The following is a 15,094-nucleotide window of genomic DNA, read 5'->3' on the forward strand; positions in this document are numbered from 1 at the left end:
CCTCCGTTCATCTTTTATAGAACTTGCTGGAAGGGGATTTGAAATGAACTTAATCTTAATGGGATTGCCTGGTGCCGGCAAAGGCACTCAAGCAGAAAAGATTGTTGAACATTACGGCTTGCCTCATATCTCAACTGGTGATATGTTCCGTGCAGCAATGAAGAATGAAACAGAACTTGGTCTTAAAGCGAAATCCTATATGGATGCTGGGGGCCTCGTTCCGGATGAAGTAACAATCGGTATTGTGAAAGATCGGTTGTCACAGAAAGATTGTGAGAATGGTTTTTTACTCGATGGTTTCCCAAGAACAATTGCGCAAGCAGAAGGACTTGAAGAGATCCTTACATCTCTCGGTAAAGAACTTGACTATGTTCTGAATATCCACGTTCCTGAAGAACTCTTAATTGAGCGTTTAACAGGTAGACGTGTTTCACCAACTTCTGGCAAAACGTATCATCTTCTTTACAACCCACCAAAGGTTGAAGGAAAATGTGATGTAGATGGAAGCGAGCTTATTCAACGTGATGATGACAAGCCAGAGACAGTTAAGAAACGTCTTGAAGTGAATCAGCAGCAAGCTCAACCATTAATTGACTTTTATGAGTCAAAAGGTTATTTAAAGCATATTGACGGTAATAGAGATATTGAAGATGTCTACAAAGACATTGATGCATTACTCGCGGAGACGCATGCATGATTGTAATAAAAACCGAACGTGAACTTGAAATTATGAGACAGGCTGGGCGTATTGTTGCATTAACACATGCTCACTTGAAACCATATATCAAACCAGGTGTTACTACTGGTGAACTCGATTCAATTGCTGAAGCGTTTATTCGTTCACATGATGCAACACCTTCTTTCCTAGGTTATGGGGGGTTTAAAGGAAGCGTATGTGCTTCCGTAAACGAAGAGTTGGTGCATGGCATTCCTGGTAATCGAGTGCTTGAAGATGGTGACATTATTAGCTTAGATATAGGCGCATATTATAATGGCTATCATGGTGATTCTGCTTGGACATATGGGGTTGGAACAATTAAAGAGGAAGATCAACAATTGCTTGATGCAACGGAAGAGTCTCTTTACAAAGGTTTAGAGCAAGCTCGTCCAGGCAATCGTTTATCAGATATCTCGCATGCGATTCAATCACATGTGGAACCTCTTGGTTATTCTGTTGTTCGTGAGTATGTTGGCCACGGTGTTGGTCAAAACTTACATGAGGACCCACAAATTCCTCATTACGGACCTCCAGGAAAAGGACCAAGGCTCAAACCCGGTATGGTACTAGCAATTGAGCCAATGATTAATGCAGGTAGTCGATATGTAAAAACTCTTTCTGATAACTGGACAGTAGTAACTGTAGATAAGAAAAACTGTGCCCATTTTGAGCATACGATTGCAATTACAGAAACCGGGTATGAAATCTTGACGAAAGCATAGGTTTTCAGGTAAGATAGAATGTCTGTGTAGTTCTGGATTTGTTAGCATCTAACTCGAAGGGAGGAAACTACCCATGGCGAAAGAAGACGTTATTGAAGTGGAAGGTACGGTTATTGAACCACTTCCAAATGCAATGTTTCGTGTTGAACTTGAGAACGGTCATAAAATTCTTGCGCATGTATCTGGGAAAATTCGCATGCACTTTATCCGCATTTTGCCTGGTGATAAAGTGACAATTGAGCTTTCTCCTTATGATCTAACGCGTGGTAGAATTACGTACCGCTATAAATAAAAAACTTCTCCGTACACAAGGAGGTTTATACAATGAAAGTAAGACCGTCGGTAAAACCGATCTGTGAAAAATGTAAAGTTATTCGCCGTAAAGGCAATGTCATGGTAATTTGCGAAAATCCAAAGCATAAACAAAAACAAGGCTAATCGATAAGGAGGTGCCGAGCCTATGGCACGTGTTGCAGGTGTTGATATTCCTCGCGATAAGCGCGTTGTAATTTCACTTACGTACGTATTCGGTATTGGTAAATCTACAGCAGCGAAGATTCTTGAAACTGCTGGTATTGACCAGAATACACGTGTGCGCGATTTGACTGAAGAAGAACTTGGTCGTATCCGTGAAGCTGTTGAAGCATATCAAGTTGAAGGTGATCTTCGTCGTGAAGTATCCCTTAACATTAAGCGTCTAATTGAGATTGGAAGCTACCGTGGAATCCGTCATCGTCGTGGATTGCCCGTTCGTGGTCAAAACTCTAAGAATAACGCTCGTACGCGCAAAGGTCCAGCTCGTACAGTAGCGAACAAGAAAAAATAGATAGGAGGGAACAAATCTATGGCTAAAAAAACGAATACTCGTCCAAAGCGTCGTCAAAAGAAAAATATTGATACAGGAATGGCTCACATTCGCTCGACTTTCAATAATACAATCGTGACGATCACTGATACGCATGGTAATGCAATCTCTTGGGCAAGTGCTGGTGCTTTAGGATTTAAAGGTTCTCGTAAGTCTACTCCTTTCGCTGCGCAAATGGCGGCTGAGACTGCTGCGAAAACAGCGATGGAGCATGGCATGAAAACCATCGAAGTTTCTGTTAAAGGTCCTGGAGCTGGTCGTGAAGCGGCTATCCGTTCATTACAAGCAGTTGGTTTAGAGGTAAACATGATTAAAGACGTAACGCCTGTTCCTCATAACGGCTGTCGCCCGCCGAAACGTCGTAGAGTGTAATAAGATCAATCATTGTATAGATTTCTTAGTAGTGTCTATAATGGATAAGACGAGATCTATTAGACAATGAAGGTTAGACTAATAGGCATTGCTCATGGGAAGGCTTAGTGATTGTCCTTTGGGCAATCCTTGTGTTTGCCAGAGTTCGACGTTTTGAAGGAGGGTTTGTTTAATGATTGAAATTGAAAAGCCGAATATTGAGACGGTTGAAGTTAGCGAAGATGCAACATACGGCAAGTTTGTTGTTGAGCCCCTTGAACGTGGTTATGGAACAACACTAGGAAACTCCTTACGTCGCATTCTACTATCATCGCTTCCTGGTGCAGCAGTATCTTCAGTTCAAATTGATGGTGTTCTACACGAATTCTCTACTATTGAGGGTGTTGTGGAAGATGTAACGACAATCATTTTGCACTTAAAGAAACTAGCTTTAAAGATTTATTCAGACGATGAGAAAACACTAGAGATTGATGTTCAAGGCGAAGGCGATGTTACTGCTGGAGACTTAACACATGATAGTGATGTAGAAATTTTAAATCCTGAGCTTCATATCGCTACGCTTACAAAAGGAGCATCGTTCCGCATGCGCCTTCAGGCAAAACGCGGTCGGGGTTATATCCTTGCTGACGGGAATAAAAGCGACGACCAGCCAATTGGCGTTCTTCCGATTGACTCGATCTATACACCGGTAGCGCGTGTAAACTATCAAGTTGAGAATACACGTGTTGGGCAAGTCACAAACTATGATAAACTAACCCTTGATGTGTGGACCGATGGAAGCACTCGCCCTGAAGAAGCAGTATCTCTTGGAGCGAAAATCTTAACAGAGCATTTAAATATTTTCGTAGGCTTAACGGATCAAGCGCAAAACGCGGAAATCATGGTTGAAAAAGAAGAAGACCAAAAAGAAAAAGTCTTGGAAATGACAATTGAAGAGCTTGATCTTTCGGTTCGTTCTTACAACTGTTTAAAGCGCGCTGGTATCAACACGGTACAAGAGCTTACGCATAAAACAGAAGAAGACATGATGAAAGTTCGTAACCTTGGACGTAAGTCTTTAGAAGAAGTACAAGAGAAGCTAGGCGAGTTAGGACTCGGGCTTCGTAACGAAGAATAATTGTTTTTTGGGTTAAAGGAGGGAATATAGCATGGCATACGCAAAACTTGGTCGTACAAGTTCACAACGTAAAGCGTTACTACGTGATTTAGTAACAGACTTAATTATTAATGAGCGTATTGAAACGACTGAAGCTAAAGCAAAGGAATTGCGTCCACTCGTTGAAAAAATGGTGACATTAGGTAAACGTGGAGACCTTCATTCTCGTCGTCAAGTTGCTTCTTTCGTACGTAAAGAAGTAGCAAACGAAGAAAATGGTCAAGACGCAATCCAAAAGCTTTTTGCTGAGATTGCGCCTCGCTTTGAAGAGCGTCAAGGTGGATATACACGCATTCTTAAAGTTGGTCCTCGTCGTGGAGACGGAGCACCAATGGCAATTATTGAGTTTGTTTAAGTAACTCATGTAAGCGGCGATTAAGGGCAGGAGATTATGGAAGCAAGAGCTTTCTTCACTCTATGCCCTTTTTTGTTTTAGGAAGGAAATGAGTCGATGCTGCAGCTAAACAACGCTAGCTATCATTTTAAAGAGAGTGAACCGGTCCTAATAAATGTTTCTTTCTCCATTTCGAAAGGAGAATACATTGCCATTATTGGAAAAAGTGGATCAGGAAAATCTACTCTTGGTAAGCTGATAAAAGGGTTAGTAAAACCCACTTCAGGTTCAATTAGCTATCATCAAGAGAAAGAAAACATCGGGTTCTTGTTTCAAAACCCAGATAACCAGATGGTACGAACGATTGTTGAAGATGACCTTGCTTTTGGTTTAGAGAATGCTGCAGTGAATCCGTCTCTTATGGAAGAACGAATGGAACGTTATGCAAAGAAGCTTGGGATTGATCACTTACGGAAGCGATCTATTAATGAGCTTTCTGGTGGTCAAAAGCAGCGTGTGGCGTTAGCGGGTTTACTTGTTCTTGAACCCGAACTTATTATACTTGACGAAGCAACGTCTATGCTTGATCCAGAAGGACGACATGAGGTGCTAGAGCAACTAGAGTCTATGCATCAAGAGTCTAAAACACTTGTAACCATTACTCACGACGTAGAGGAAATGGCCAAGTGCAATCGTATTATTGGTTTGGCAAACGGTGAAGTTATTTTTGATGGGTCATTCACCCAATTAATGCATCAAGAGGACGTTATGCAAGAACTGGGATGCGTAAAGCCCTTCCGCTATGAAGTCATCGCCATGTTAAAGGAACAGGGAATTGGTGTGAATGAAACAATCATTACGTCGGATGAAGAGTTATGTGAGGCATTATGGACGTTTGCTTTAAAGATGTGAGCTATCAATATGAGACAAATCAAGCAACCTCCTATAAGGCATTGCAAGAGGTTTCCTTTTCCATACCAGACGGTAGTTTTACCGCTGTAATAGGAAAAACGGGCTCAGGAAAATCTACCCTTGTTCAGTTGCTCGCTGGGTTACTTAAACCAACTACAGGTGCTGTGCTTCTCAATGGACACACCCTACATGAAGATCAGAATCAGTTGATCCGCAATCACATTGGCTACGTGTTTCAATACCCTGAACATCAACTATTTGCCGAAACAGTCTATGAAGAGCTTGCCTTTGGTTTAAAGTTGGCAGGTAAGCAGAAAGAGCAAATTGAACAAAGAATAGAAGAAATCATGAAAGTAGTAGAGCTAGAGTCTGAGATTTTACAACGTTCCCCCTTTCACTTATCAGGGGGGCAAATGAGAAGAGTGGCCATCGCTGCTATTCTCATGATGAAGCCGAAGCTCTTACTAATTGATGAACCGACAGCAGGGCTTGATCCACAATTAAAAGAAGGAATGATGAAGGTCTTTCAACGCTATAAAAAGCAAGAACATGCGACGGTTTGGATGGTCACTCATTCCATGAATGATGTCGCTCTTTATAGTGATCATTGTATTGCTCTTGAAGCAGGTCTGCTTGTTCGAGCAGGTAAAACATGTGATGTACTTCAAAGTGGACATGTACCATTACCTCACACGATGGCTTTTGCAAAAGCGCTTATGAAACATCAACATCAACCGCCTTTTTTAAAGAATACAGAAGAGCTTGTAGGATGGATCACGTCATCGTGGCTGAAAGAGAAGGAGAATGAGCATAATGGCTAGAAGATCTGTCGTCATTGGCGATTACATTGAGGGCCACTCATTTATTCATACTCTAGATGCAAAAGTAAAGCTGATTAGTACGTTTCTCTTTGCGATCGTCTTTTTCACTGTGTCATCAATCGGCTCATTTAGTTTAAGTTCGATTCTTGTTTTACTTTTGCTGTTAAGTAGCCGGTTGCCAATAAGAGCGGTTCTGCAATCATTAGCGCCTGTTTTTGTCTTTTTACTCGTCTTTTCCCTTATTCAACTTATCGTGATTCAAGATGGAAACCCATTGTTTTCAATCGGGCCAATAACGATTTATGACGAAGGGATGACCATGGCATTTATTGTCTTCTGGCGCACCATTATGCTTTTTCTTATCGCTATTATAATGACAGCAACAACCAGTTCTTATCATATTACACAAGCAATTGAAACTTTATTAAGTCCATTGAATAAAGTGCGTTTTCCAGTTAGGGACGTGGCTACAATGGTTTCAATTGCATTACGATTTATTCCAATCTTACGGGATGAACTATTACTCATTCAACAAGCACAGCGAGCAAGAGGGTATGGTCGTTTTAAAAAATCATTAAAAAATCGTATAAAGCTTTTTATTCCATTATTCGTACCGTTATTTATTCGTGCGCTTAAACGAGCGGAAGAGTTAGGAGAAGCGATGGAAGCAAGAGGCTATCAAAGTCGGGGCACCTATACAACTTGGAAAAAGAAACAGTGGCAAAGGAACGATACCTTCGCGCTCTCTCTTAGTATTGTACTGGCATGCCTCATTTTATGGCTTTAAGCAAAAAAGGAGAGAAATCATGGCAAGGTATGCATGTAAGCTTGCGTACGACGGGACAGAATACAGTGGCTACCAAGTGCAGCCTCAAAAAAGAACCGTGCAAGCTGTTATTGAGCAAGCGTTAACGAACATTCATAAGGGGGAGCATATCTCTGTAACGGCATCAGGAAGAACGGATGCCGGTGTACATGCGAAGGCGCAGGTCATCCATTTTGATTCTCACCTCCAAATGGCTCCTTCTAATTGGATACAAGCATTAAATGTTCATTTGCCAAACGATGTTGTAGTGGAAGAAGTAAGTGAAGTGGCAGAGGATTTTCATGCGCGATTCCACACAACGGGTAAAGAATATCGCTATTATATCCATCATGGCGAGGTGCCGAATGTGTTCCGCCGTCATCATGCCTTGCACATTAAACAACCTTTAGACGTGCCTGCTATGCAGACGGCTGCTCAGTATCTACTTGGTACGCACGACTTTTCTGCATTTTGTGCATCTAATACAGCCGTAGTTGATAAAGTTCGAACGATAGCAAGTGTATCCCTTCACCCAAATGGTGGAGAATTAGAATTTACGATTGCTGGTAATGGATTTCTTTACAATATGGTGCGTATTATCGTTGGCACCCTCATTGAAGTTGGATCCGGTAAGCGAGACGCAAGGGAAATGGAGACCATTTTGGCAAGCAAAGATCGAGCGTTCGCAGGAAAAACAGCACCAGCACAAGGGTTGTATTTATGGCAAGTTGATTATGAAAATAATCCATTTTAAAAAGAGGAAACACCCGGATAAGTTTTTTTAAATTGAATTGACTTTATCGCTTAATTATTGTATGATGTTAGATGGTAATTCTAAAGACCCACTGCCCCGGGTTGCGGAATGAGATCACATATTACGCTTTGTGTTTCTTGAACAGCCAGCTTAAAAAACACAAGCACAAATAGAGCAAGACAAAACACTTTGTTTTATTATTAGGAGGTTTAATGATGCGTACAACATATATGGCAAAGCCAAACGAAGTTGAGCGTAAGTGGTACGTTGTCGACGCTGAAGGTCAAACGCTTGGTCGTCTTTCTTCAGAAGTTGCTTCAATCCTACGCGGAAAACACAAACCAACATTTACACCACATGTAGACACTGGTGATCACGTGATCATCTTGAATGCAAGCAAAATCCAATTAACGGGTAACAAGCTTCAAGATAAGATCTACTATCGTCACACAAACCACCCAGGTGGATTAAAGCAAACAGCTGCACACGAAATGCGTGCAAACAAGCCTGAGCGTATGCTTGAGTTAGCGATCAAAGGAATGCTTCCAAAGAATACTTTAGGTCGTAAGCAAGGTATGAAGCTTCACGTATATGCAGGTTCTGAACACAATCATCAAGCACAAAAACCAGAAGCGTACGAGCTTCGCGGTTAATCTTTAGGAGGTAATGGATTATGGCTCAAGTACAATACTACGGCACAGGTCGTCGTAAGCATTCTGTAGCACGTGTTCGTCTCGTTCCTGGTGACGGAACAATCGTTGTAAACGGTCGTTCACTTGACGAATATTTCGGTCTTGACACATTAAAGCTTATCGTAAAACAACCACTTGTTGAAACAGGTGTTACTGGTCAATACAATGTCCATGTAAATGTACAAGGAGGCGGCTTTACAGGTCAAGCTGGTGCGATCCGTCATGGCGTAGCACGTGCGCTACTTCAAGTAGATCCTGATAACCGTCCATCGTTAAAAGCTGCTGGCTTCTTAACGCGTGATGCACGTATGAAAGAACGTAAAAAATACGGTCTTAAAGCAGCACGTCGTGCGCCTCAGTTCTCAAAACGTTAATATACTTGGTATATCAATGTTTACCCTCTTTGCTTCTATGGAGCAGAGAGGGTTTTTTTATATACAAAATTGTATTTGAATACCCATTGAATACCCCGAGCCAAAAATTCATGTACTTCTGGAACATCTCTGCTGTTTTCTCCTTTGTTTCATCGGTCACATTAGTATAGATATCTATTTATTCAGATAGAGGCTATTCGCTAGTATTCCTTCTATGAAAAAAGGTGCGCAAGAAACAGTATGCATCACACATAATTTAGAAGATATAAAAAAATCCAGCGCATAAAGAAAAGATGGTTGCGAAAACGATGCTGACTACATCCTTTGGTGTACCATTAAAGCGTAACCAGTCAACGTTAAATGTCCATTGGTTAAGAAAGGTGCTTCCAAAAAGCATCAACCAGCTGGATAAAAGAAGACCTAACGCAACCAGTTTGGTATCTGTAAAATCTATATATTTACTAGGATAATAAACTGGTTTAGTGAGCACCTTAGCGTCCTCTAACCATAAATCAAAAGCAAGCCTTGTAGCTCCTGATATTGATACATCATCTTCTTTCATGATACACCTCGCATCCTGCAACCATTCTGTAGCGAAAGAACAAGCTTTCTTGTATCGGTTAACTACTAACTTCTCTTTTTCCCATTCTTTCGTTAGTCCGCTAAGTTGTAAAGACTCCTTAACACTGTTAAGGGGTTTTTAGTTATAATTGAATACCCGTCAAAAAAAGTCCTACGACTATAAAACCAATTATAAGAATAAGTAGATAAAAATTTCCAATTGTGTTCAACTTTTTGATCAAATGAAAATATTACCATAAAATGACGCTTTAAACCCTTCGCATGTTGCACGTTTCGCCATTTTCAGCAAGTTAAAAATGAGTTCTTTACCATAGACTTATTTCTCATTTTAGTTGTTAGAGGGAGGTATTTTTGTATTTTTACATAAGCATTATGAGAGCAACAAAATACATAATTTTATTTAGGAGGTTCTAAAATGTCGAAAGTTAAAAAGTCGTTCTTGCCAATATTGTTGGCAATCGCGATGGTAAGTATGGGGTTCTCGCAAAATGCTGCTGTGGCCCAGACTAACGACGAGATGGAAGTACTTACAGGGAGTGCAGCTCAAGAATTTGTTGATGTGACACTTAACGCAGTACAAGAAGGTGAAATCGAGAACATTGCAGATGCATCGACTTATGATCTTGAAGGATCAGTTGTGTATACAGTTGGTGGTGGTGTTACGGTGGTTACATTACCGGTACAGGGTGAATATGCTATAATTAGTAATGTAACGGTATTCATCGATGAGCATAATAATGTATTACAGTCAAATGAGATGTTAGTGAGTCAGAATGATGAGGGTAACTTCAAAGTTGAAACGTATCTAGACGGGTCACTTTTGAAGTCTGTCGATACAGATCTTGCTTATATGGATGATGAAGAATTACTTTCAGAAAACACTGTAGACCCATCTGAAGTAGAAGTAATGGGTGTAGGCGCAGTAGCAGCTTGCATTGGAGCGGTGTTAGGTGTCGGTAGTGCGGCTTCATATCTTATCGCAGTTGGTTGCGGTGGTTCTTGTGTAGCACCTACTGCCGTAACGGCACCAATTTGCGCAGCATGTATTGGTGGTTTCGCGGTTGTTGGTGGTGCTGGTGTTACTGCAGTAGTTAATTGCTTCAATTTCCTGTGAGGTGTTTAAATGAATAAAGTCTTAGCTTTTTCCATTTTAGGGATGAGTTTAGCGGCAGCTGTTCTAATTATAGCGACACCTTTCTTGTTTGATCCGCCATATGGAAATGGATTAAAAATGGTGGTTGCAGGATCAACTATAGTATTTGTTATATTTTGCATTATGACATTAACGTTACGTCGTCGATTAAATCATGAAAAAGAATAGAAAGCATTGAGAAGTAGACGTATGTCTACTTCTTTTTTTTGATAACTACTCCGATCCGCTTTTCGAACTACTCATAAATGTTAAAAAATGGGTTGATTGCAGAGACTTGTCAAATAATTTATGTATATAATTAATTGGTAATTTTTGTATAATAAAAGGACATCTGATCACGGGTGTGATAAATAGAGGAAGGTGACAGACAATGTACGTAAAAATTTCGGAAAGGGGTGTTAATTCATGATTTCTATCCGAAAAAAAGGACTGTACGGTTTTATCTTTACAATGTTTCTTGGTTTACCCGGTCAAAGGGAATGAAGGTGAAATAAAGGACCATGAGCTTTTTGAGTTTGAAGCCTATATTAATCACAATGAAATTATAGATGGTACAGAACCCTTTGATAAGGTTGACACAGCAGGGAACGATTCAAGTCCAAATAACGGAATTGTTTGTTCATGGGATGATGTAACGTACCCTTTAAAGCAGTCCATAAAAGAGAAAAAATCCTGAACAGAACAAAGAAAAACTAGCTCCAATAAATATTGCACTTGCCTTACTTTTGCTCATCTTAATGAAGGAAGTGCTGAGTATTATTATGCTTGATAGTAAAGCAATTATTAGTAAAAGTACTGACATTTTACACCCCTAGATTAATTTTAAAGAGGAAAGAAATTTATTTCAAGGAGAGGAAGCGCCAATCAGAGCGGGATTTTACCACAACCGTGTTGAAGCAGATGGAGCTCTGCCTTACATTGATAGCCAAGGTTTAGCAATGAATGTTACTGTTAGATAGAATAGTAGTAAGAGGCTTGTAAATGAAAAGCTGGCTGAAGCAGATACTTTTTCTAGATTAAATTCTAGTATTAACTCTAGTAAAGATTCTTCGAATTTAAACCATTCTGTTGGAATCCTATTCTTTTATGGGTTATCACCTAATATTAATTATGATTATTTAGCAAACGACTTCTAATTGCTATGGTAGTATTTCTAAATACATATGATTCGGCCTCAGCACATGAAATAGTTGTCTATGTTCTTGAATCAGGTACGAACTTTTTTGTTTATATCAGAGACAATTAAGGGCTTAATGTAGCACCAATCCACGGGAATTAGAGATTCAATGCATCTTTCTAACAAGTGAGGTAAGGTGACTTGGAAAATTTTTTAAGAAGGCTATTAAAAGTTTTGTTTTGGACTGTAATATTTACTATAGTTCCTATGTATGTAGTGTTTTTAGCGGCTGACATTTATGACGTATATGTTCTTACTAAACAAGGTGGAAATGCATTATTTTGGACTTATGTATTCGGCACCATGGGATTAATGATTACTATTCCTTTAGCGACATTATCTTATTTGTTAGTTGTGTTTTTTGAGTGGAAAGATGGAGACAAAAAAAGAAAAGATAATTGATTTGCAGTATAGTTTTAGGTTTCATTTCATTTTGTAAAAGAAGATGAGAATTATGCAATAATATTTTAGAGCATGATGGTCATTCGCTTGAAGAGATACATTTTGTTAATGGTATTGATGGTCGTCGTTATACTTTTAACGAAGAGCGAATTTTAGAATCACTAGCGCAGCAGACGACGTTTAAATTACTGGTAATGAATTTCAAGTAATTAAACCAGAATTGGTTTCCGTTCGATTAGTTAGTGAAAATGAATATACCAAGATAGAAGAATTGCTGTATTATTTGCCTGATGTTGATCGTTATCTTCATTGCGAGTATCTTAAAGAGGGCAATTACGGCAATTTCGGATTTCGTTTACTAGTATATTAATAGAATTCAAAGCGTGTACGAGCTTAATAGCCTTATGCGCTTTTTATATGATAAGATTTTCGCAAGAGGTGGGGGAGAAATGAAGATTGTAGCGCGAAGGATCTGGCCGTTATTTGCATTACTGGTTCTAGCAGCAGTGGTTATGCGTTTCTTTACAGAATCCATTTGGCTAGACATCCTGTTTAATTTTTCAGTTGGAATAACGTTAACTTTTGTAGCGGTTGACATGTTATATGAAGAGCGAAAGAATAGCCGATGGCAGATTGTGATAATTGGATTTTGTGTGTTGCTGTTTCTAGTTGAAGGAATAGTGAATGTAATATCAGTTTTTTAAAGGTCTGCTTAAAAGCAGGTCTTTTTTACATTCTTGGTCTTACAGCCTAGATTGATGGCATAAAAAATAAGCAGGCAGAAGCCTACTTATAGATCTTCTATTGTCCAAACATCATTATCCAAAAGAATTAAATCTAAATTTAACTTTTTAGCTTCTATTTCCGCGGAAGCTAAATTAGCAAACGTTTTGTCCTTATAGTGTAAATCCTTTGAGGTTTCAGCAATCCCGTCAACGTACCGTACTACTCTGTACATGGGGCACTCTCCTTTGACAGCCAATATGTAAGCTGTAAAGCAATTGTCTCATAGGGAAACGATCAATGATAGAGGTATAACCGATTTACATACCCTTACAACTTTGTGGGTAAACATTTATTTCATTAGACAGCGTAAAATGCGTGTTTGCCCAAATGATCTATAAGACAGAGGACAGGACAAAAATGTTTTATATGTAGTGGAAATGAATCATAGTGGCGTTAGTCTAACTGGTTTTGAGGTAATGGATGCATGTCGTAACCCATACGGCGGTGTGTCTTCGTGAAAATTGGAGTTAAGCGTCATTTGATTGAATCCGTATCAACCTTTTGACTTTTCTATGCATGCTTTTTGCTTCTATTCCAGCATTATTTCTTGCTTTAATCTATCGTAGGCTTAAGAGAGGATCGGTAAACAACCTATTATGATAATGAAAGTAGCTCCTTTGCATAGCTGTAAAAAAGCATAAACTATACATGCTACCTCGGTTCTCACTCGCTAATAGCGCCAAACGAAACGCTCAAGCCTCTGGGGCGTTTTTTTGTATGTTTGATTTCCGCGCTTAATGTTCTCTTTGAAAAGTGATCATACTAAATAAATGAGAAGAGGGAGCCGAAATGAAACAATCATTAACAGTGAAAGATTATGGAGCGATAGGTAATCAAACAAATGATACAACGGCATTTCAGAAAATGTTTGCTGAAGAACGAGAGATCTATGTACCGAGAGGAATATATCATATTGATGAAACCATTAGGGTGTATGAAAATACGTCAGTCGTCATGGAAAATGGTGCTGTCATTCGTTGGAGAGGTCGTGCCAACCGATGTGTTTTTTTAAATGGGGAGTATGGGAATACAGAGATTTCTGGATATAGTGGTGATGGGAACATCTATTTTCAAGGAGGGATCATTGACTTAGGTGAAATCCCTTCTGGTGCGACAGGGTATGGGCCTATTGCTTGTGGGTGGGCTCATGCGGAAAACATTCACATGGAGAACGTAACGTTTACAGGTGGGTACAATAATCACTTTGTCGATATGACAGCTGTTAGGCGATCAAGCTACATCAATTGTGTCTTTAAAGATATGACTATTACAGGTGGCAATGTGTATGAAGCACTACAGATTGATATGTCGACAAATTCTGCCTTTCCACATTTCGGGGCGACGGATAATAAACCGAGTTATGACTGTGTTGTCGATCGGTGCACTTTCCGTAACGTTGCGATTGGCGTAGGTAGTCACGCATCTAGAGTAGTTGATGGGAAACAAATTATGTATAACGCGATTCGCATAACGAACTGTGCATTTTATAACATGAACGATCACGGTATTCGGCTAGACAGTTATGAAGGTGCCTATATTGAGGGAAATTACATTGATGGCACAGGTCAACATGGCATTTATGTTATTGGGGGTAAAGGCAACTTCATTGGTGCCAATTATCTAAAAGATATAAAGGGGCATGGTATTTGTCTTGTTGATAAAGGCATTGGTGGAACCAGCTATCCTGCTGCTATCTCCATCGTCCATGGATCGCGCATATTTAATTGTGAGCGATCAGCTGTACGCATTGTAAGAGGAAAAGGCATTGATGTGACACAAGTGAAAGCAATTAATAGTGGAGAAGACGGCTTAAGCGCTACGGATAGTGGCATGATTCGCTTTATGAACTGTGATGTGAAAAACGCTTCAACAACAGGCAATGGTCGTTTTAATGGCGTACGATTAAGTGGTGTTTCAGGTGGTCAACTATCTGGTTTAGATGTATCCAATAAAGGTCATTCCACGAATTATGCAAACGGCATACAAGTGACGAGCACGAGTCACAACATTAATACATTTGAAAACAGAATAGATAAGGGATCAAGCGGAAGGGTGAACATTGCTATAAACAATGGAAATCGTGTCGACGGTGAAACGTATTTAACAGAGCTATTAAATGTTAGTGGAGTCGGTCAAACCATTCGTTTAAACGACGATATTAATAACTATACGTCCATTATTGTTGGATCAGGGATCGTCAGTCGAAAAGAAACGACCCATTCTATAGCAAGAGGGTTTTACAATAATGGGTTTCGTAGAGGAGATGATGTGATCAATGTCGAAACGGCAAATGGCAGAATCATTATGGATGTGATTTCACCCACTGAATTAAGAATTGTTCGAGCAGATCATCCTGTAAGGGTCATAATAGGGAAACGATAACAGTCTTTTCTAGTGTGTACAATTTGTTTTAATTTATTGCAAGAACGGGCAGAAATCATTAACAATACATGAAGGAATTGCTGTGCT

General features: G+C 39.7%; 22 protein-coding genes. 20 read left to right on the plus strand and 2 right to left on the minus strand.

Features of this window, described 5'->3' with window-relative positions:
- Positions 1-43 precede the first annotated feature (43 nt).
- From E2L03_RS06330 to rpsI, 14 genes are all read left to right on the plus strand, one after another.
- A complete protein-coding gene (locus E2L03_RS06330; RefSeq protein WP_038475811.1) occupies positions 44-697 on the plus strand; it encodes an adenylate kinase in 654 nt (217 codons plus the stop codon).
- Positions 694-1,440, plus strand: coding sequence for a type I methionyl aminopeptidase (gene map, locus E2L03_RS06335; protein WP_038475814.1), 747 nt, complete (start codon positions 694-696; stop codon positions 1,438-1,440). Before E2L03_RS06330 ends, map begins: the two co-directional genes overlap by 4 nt.
- Before the next feature lie 73 nt (positions 1,441-1,513).
- Entirely contained in the window at positions 1,514-1,732 is a 219-nt protein-coding gene (gene infA, locus E2L03_RS06340; protein WP_035395681.1) for a translation initiation factor IF-1, read from the plus strand.
- A gap of 32 nt (positions 1,733-1,764) precedes the next feature.
- A complete protein-coding gene (gene rpmJ / locus E2L03_RS06345; RefSeq protein WP_003333770.1) occupies positions 1,765-1,878 on the plus strand; it encodes a 50S ribosomal protein L36 in 114 nt (37 codons plus the stop codon).
- A 22-nt stretch (positions 1,879-1,900) separates the two neighbouring features.
- Positions 1,901-2,266, plus strand: a complete 366-nt coding sequence (gene rpsM / locus E2L03_RS06350; RefSeq protein WP_035395683.1) for a 30S ribosomal protein S13 — start codon at positions 1,901-1,903, stop codon at positions 2,264-2,266.
- Positions 2,267-2,284: 18 nt separating this feature from the next.
- Positions 2,285-2,677, plus strand: coding sequence for a 30S ribosomal protein S11 (rpsK, locus tag E2L03_RS06355; RefSeq protein ID WP_035395685.1), 393 nt, complete (start codon positions 2,285-2,287; stop codon positions 2,675-2,677).
- A gap of 172 nt (positions 2,678-2,849) precedes the next feature.
- Positions 2,850-3,794, plus strand: a complete 945-nt coding sequence (locus E2L03_RS06360) for a DNA-directed RNA polymerase subunit alpha (protein WP_038475820.1) — start codon at positions 2,850-2,852, stop codon at positions 3,792-3,794.
- A gap of 31 nt (positions 3,795-3,825) precedes the next feature.
- Positions 3,826-4,188, plus strand: a complete 363-nt coding sequence (rplQ, locus tag E2L03_RS06365) for a 50S ribosomal protein L17 (protein ID WP_035395688.1) — start codon at positions 3,826-3,828, stop codon at positions 4,186-4,188.
- Between the two features lie 96 nt (positions 4,189-4,284).
- Positions 4,285-5,079 carry an ATP-binding cassette domain-containing protein gene (locus E2L03_RS06370; RefSeq protein WP_134258733.1) on the plus strand — a complete coding sequence of 265 codons (795 nt, stop codon included), beginning with the start codon at positions 4,285-4,287 and terminating at the stop codon, positions 5,077-5,079.
- Positions 5,055-5,900 (plus strand): ATP-binding cassette domain-containing protein, encoded by an 846-nt coding sequence (locus tag E2L03_RS06375; protein WP_134258734.1) that lies wholly within the window; start codon positions 5,055-5,057, stop codon positions 5,898-5,900. Before E2L03_RS06370 ends, E2L03_RS06375 begins: the two co-directional genes overlap by 25 nt.
- A complete protein-coding gene (locus tag E2L03_RS06380; protein WP_166740200.1) occupies positions 5,893-6,687 on the plus strand; it encodes an energy-coupling factor transporter transmembrane component T family protein in 795 nt (264 codons plus the stop codon). Before E2L03_RS06375 ends, E2L03_RS06380 begins: the two co-directional genes overlap by 8 nt.
- A 19-nt stretch (positions 6,688-6,706) precedes the next feature.
- Positions 6,707-7,459: a tRNA pseudouridine(38-40) synthase TruA gene (gene truA / locus E2L03_RS06385; protein ID WP_038475832.1), complete on the plus strand. Its 753-nt coding sequence runs from the start codon at positions 6,707-6,709 to the stop codon at positions 7,457-7,459.
- Positions 7,460-7,674: 215 nt separating this feature from the next.
- Positions 7,675-8,112: a 50S ribosomal protein L13 gene (gene rplM / locus E2L03_RS06390; protein ID WP_035395693.1), complete on the plus strand. Its 438-nt coding sequence runs from the start codon at positions 7,675-7,677 to the stop codon at positions 8,110-8,112.
- 20 nt (positions 8,113-8,132) lie between these two features.
- A complete protein-coding gene (rpsI, locus tag E2L03_RS06395) occupies positions 8,133-8,525 on the plus strand; it encodes a 30S ribosomal protein S9 (protein ID WP_035395695.1) in 393 nt (130 codons plus the stop codon).
- A gap of 256 nt (positions 8,526-8,781) precedes the next feature.
- Here rpsI and E2L03_RS06400 read toward each other — a convergent pair whose 3' ends face one another.
- The gene (locus tag E2L03_RS06400; protein ID WP_134258736.1) at positions 8,782-9,087 is read right to left on the minus strand and encodes a hypothetical protein; all 306 of its coding nucleotides are present in this window, start codon (positions 9,085-9,087) and stop codon (positions 8,782-8,784) included.
- 435 nt (positions 9,088-9,522) lie between these two features.
- Between E2L03_RS06400 and E2L03_RS06405 the strand changes: the two genes are divergently transcribed.
- From E2L03_RS06405 to E2L03_RS06420, 5 genes are all read left to right on the plus strand, one after another.
- Complete coding sequence (locus E2L03_RS06405) at positions 9,523-10,221, plus strand: hypothetical protein (RefSeq protein ID WP_134258737.1); 699 nt, start codon at positions 9,523-9,525, stop codon at positions 10,219-10,221.
- A 9-nt stretch (positions 10,222-10,230) separates the two neighbouring features.
- Positions 10,231-10,428 (plus strand): hypothetical protein, encoded by a 198-nt coding sequence (locus E2L03_RS06410; RefSeq protein WP_134258738.1) that lies wholly within the window; start codon positions 10,231-10,233, stop codon positions 10,426-10,428.
- Between the two features lie 289 nt (positions 10,429-10,717).
- Positions 10,718-10,936, plus strand: a complete 219-nt coding sequence (locus E2L03_RS20255) for a hypothetical protein (protein WP_166740201.1) — start codon at positions 10,718-10,720, stop codon at positions 10,934-10,936.
- A 642-nt stretch (positions 10,937-11,578) separates the two neighbouring features.
- Entirely contained in the window at positions 11,579-11,839 is a 261-nt protein-coding gene (locus E2L03_RS06415; protein WP_134258739.1) for a hypothetical protein, read from the plus strand.
- Between the two features lie 449 nt (positions 11,840-12,288).
- Positions 12,289-12,543 carry a hypothetical protein gene (locus E2L03_RS06420; protein ID WP_134258740.1) on the plus strand — a complete coding sequence of 85 codons (255 nt, stop codon included), beginning with the start codon at positions 12,289-12,291 and terminating at the stop codon, positions 12,541-12,543.
- A gap of 86 nt (positions 12,544-12,629) precedes the next feature.
- On the opposite strand, the gene E2L03_RS20260 is transcribed toward E2L03_RS06420, so the two are convergent.
- Positions 12,630-12,797 (minus strand): hypothetical protein, encoded by a 168-nt coding sequence (locus tag E2L03_RS20260; protein ID WP_166740202.1) that lies wholly within the window; start codon positions 12,795-12,797, stop codon positions 12,630-12,632.
- A gap of 617 nt (positions 12,798-13,414) precedes the next feature.
- Between E2L03_RS20260 and E2L03_RS06425 the strand changes: the two genes are divergently transcribed.
- Positions 13,415-15,007 (plus strand): right-handed parallel beta-helix repeat-containing protein, encoded by a 1,593-nt coding sequence (locus tag E2L03_RS06425; protein ID WP_134258741.1) that lies wholly within the window; start codon positions 13,415-13,417, stop codon positions 15,005-15,007.
- Positions 15,008-15,094 lie beyond the last annotated feature (87 nt).

The organism is Shouchella oshimensis, assembly GCF_004375095.1.
GTDB lineage: Bacteria > Bacillota > Bacilli > Bacillales > Bacillaceae_D > Shouchella > Shouchella oshimensis.

Excerpts from the sequence above, each read along its gene's own strand:
- E2L03_RS06330 (WP_038475811.1), top strand. The coding sequence starts at position 44 with ATGAACTTAATCTTAATGGGATTGCCTGGTGCCGGCAAAGGCACTCAA.
- map (WP_038475814.1), top strand. The coding sequence starts at position 694 with ATGATTGTAATAAAAACCGAACGTGAACTTGAAATTATGAGACAGGCT.
- infA (WP_035395681.1), top strand. The coding sequence starts at position 1,514 with ATGGCGAAAGAAGACGTTATTGAAGTGGAAGGTACGGTTATTGAACCA.
- rpmJ (WP_003333770.1), top strand. The coding sequence starts at position 1,765 with ATGAAAGTAAGACCGTCGGTAAAACCGATCTGTGAAAAATGTAAAGTT.
- rpsM (WP_035395683.1), top strand. The coding sequence starts at position 1,901 with ATGGCACGTGTTGCAGGTGTTGATATTCCTCGCGATAAGCGCGTTGTA.
- rpsK (WP_035395685.1), top strand. The coding sequence starts at position 2,285 with ATGGCTAAAAAAACGAATACTCGTCCAAAGCGTCGTCAAAAGAAAAAT.
- E2L03_RS06360 (WP_038475820.1), top strand. The coding sequence starts at position 2,850 with ATGATTGAAATTGAAAAGCCGAATATTGAGACGGTTGAAGTTAGCGAA.
- rplQ (WP_035395688.1), top strand. The coding sequence starts at position 3,826 with ATGGCATACGCAAAACTTGGTCGTACAAGTTCACAACGTAAAGCGTTA.
- E2L03_RS06370 (WP_134258733.1), top strand. The coding sequence starts at position 4,285 with ATGCTGCAGCTAAACAACGCTAGCTATCATTTTAAAGAGAGTGAACCG.
- E2L03_RS06375 (WP_134258734.1), top strand. The coding sequence starts at position 5,055 with ATGGACGTTTGCTTTAAAGATGTGAGCTATCAATATGAGACAAATCAA.
- E2L03_RS06380 (WP_166740200.1), top strand. The coding sequence starts at position 5,893 with ATGGCTAGAAGATCTGTCGTCATTGGCGATTACATTGAGGGCCACTCA.
- truA (WP_038475832.1), top strand. The coding sequence starts at position 6,707 with ATGGCAAGGTATGCATGTAAGCTTGCGTACGACGGGACAGAATACAGT.
- rplM (WP_035395693.1), top strand. The coding sequence starts at position 7,675 with ATGCGTACAACATATATGGCAAAGCCAAACGAAGTTGAGCGTAAGTGG.
- rpsI (WP_035395695.1), top strand. The coding sequence starts at position 8,133 with ATGGCTCAAGTACAATACTACGGCACAGGTCGTCGTAAGCATTCTGTA.
- E2L03_RS06400 (WP_134258736.1), bottom strand. The coding sequence starts at position 9,087 with ATGAAAGAAGATGATGTATCAATATCAGGAGCTACAAGGCTTGCTTTT.
- E2L03_RS06405 (WP_134258737.1), top strand. The coding sequence starts at position 9,523 with ATGTCGAAAGTTAAAAAGTCGTTCTTGCCAATATTGTTGGCAATCGCG.
- E2L03_RS06410 (WP_134258738.1), top strand. The coding sequence starts at position 10,231 with ATGAATAAAGTCTTAGCTTTTTCCATTTTAGGGATGAGTTTAGCGGCA.
- E2L03_RS06420 (WP_134258740.1), top strand. The coding sequence starts at position 12,289 with ATGAAGATTGTAGCGCGAAGGATCTGGCCGTTATTTGCATTACTGGTT.
- E2L03_RS20260 (WP_166740202.1), bottom strand. The coding sequence starts at position 12,797 with ATGTACAGAGTAGTACGGTACGTTGACGGGATTGCTGAAACCTCAAAG.
- E2L03_RS06425 (WP_134258741.1), top strand. The coding sequence starts at position 13,415 with ATGAAACAATCATTAACAGTGAAAGATTATGGAGCGATAGGTAATCAA.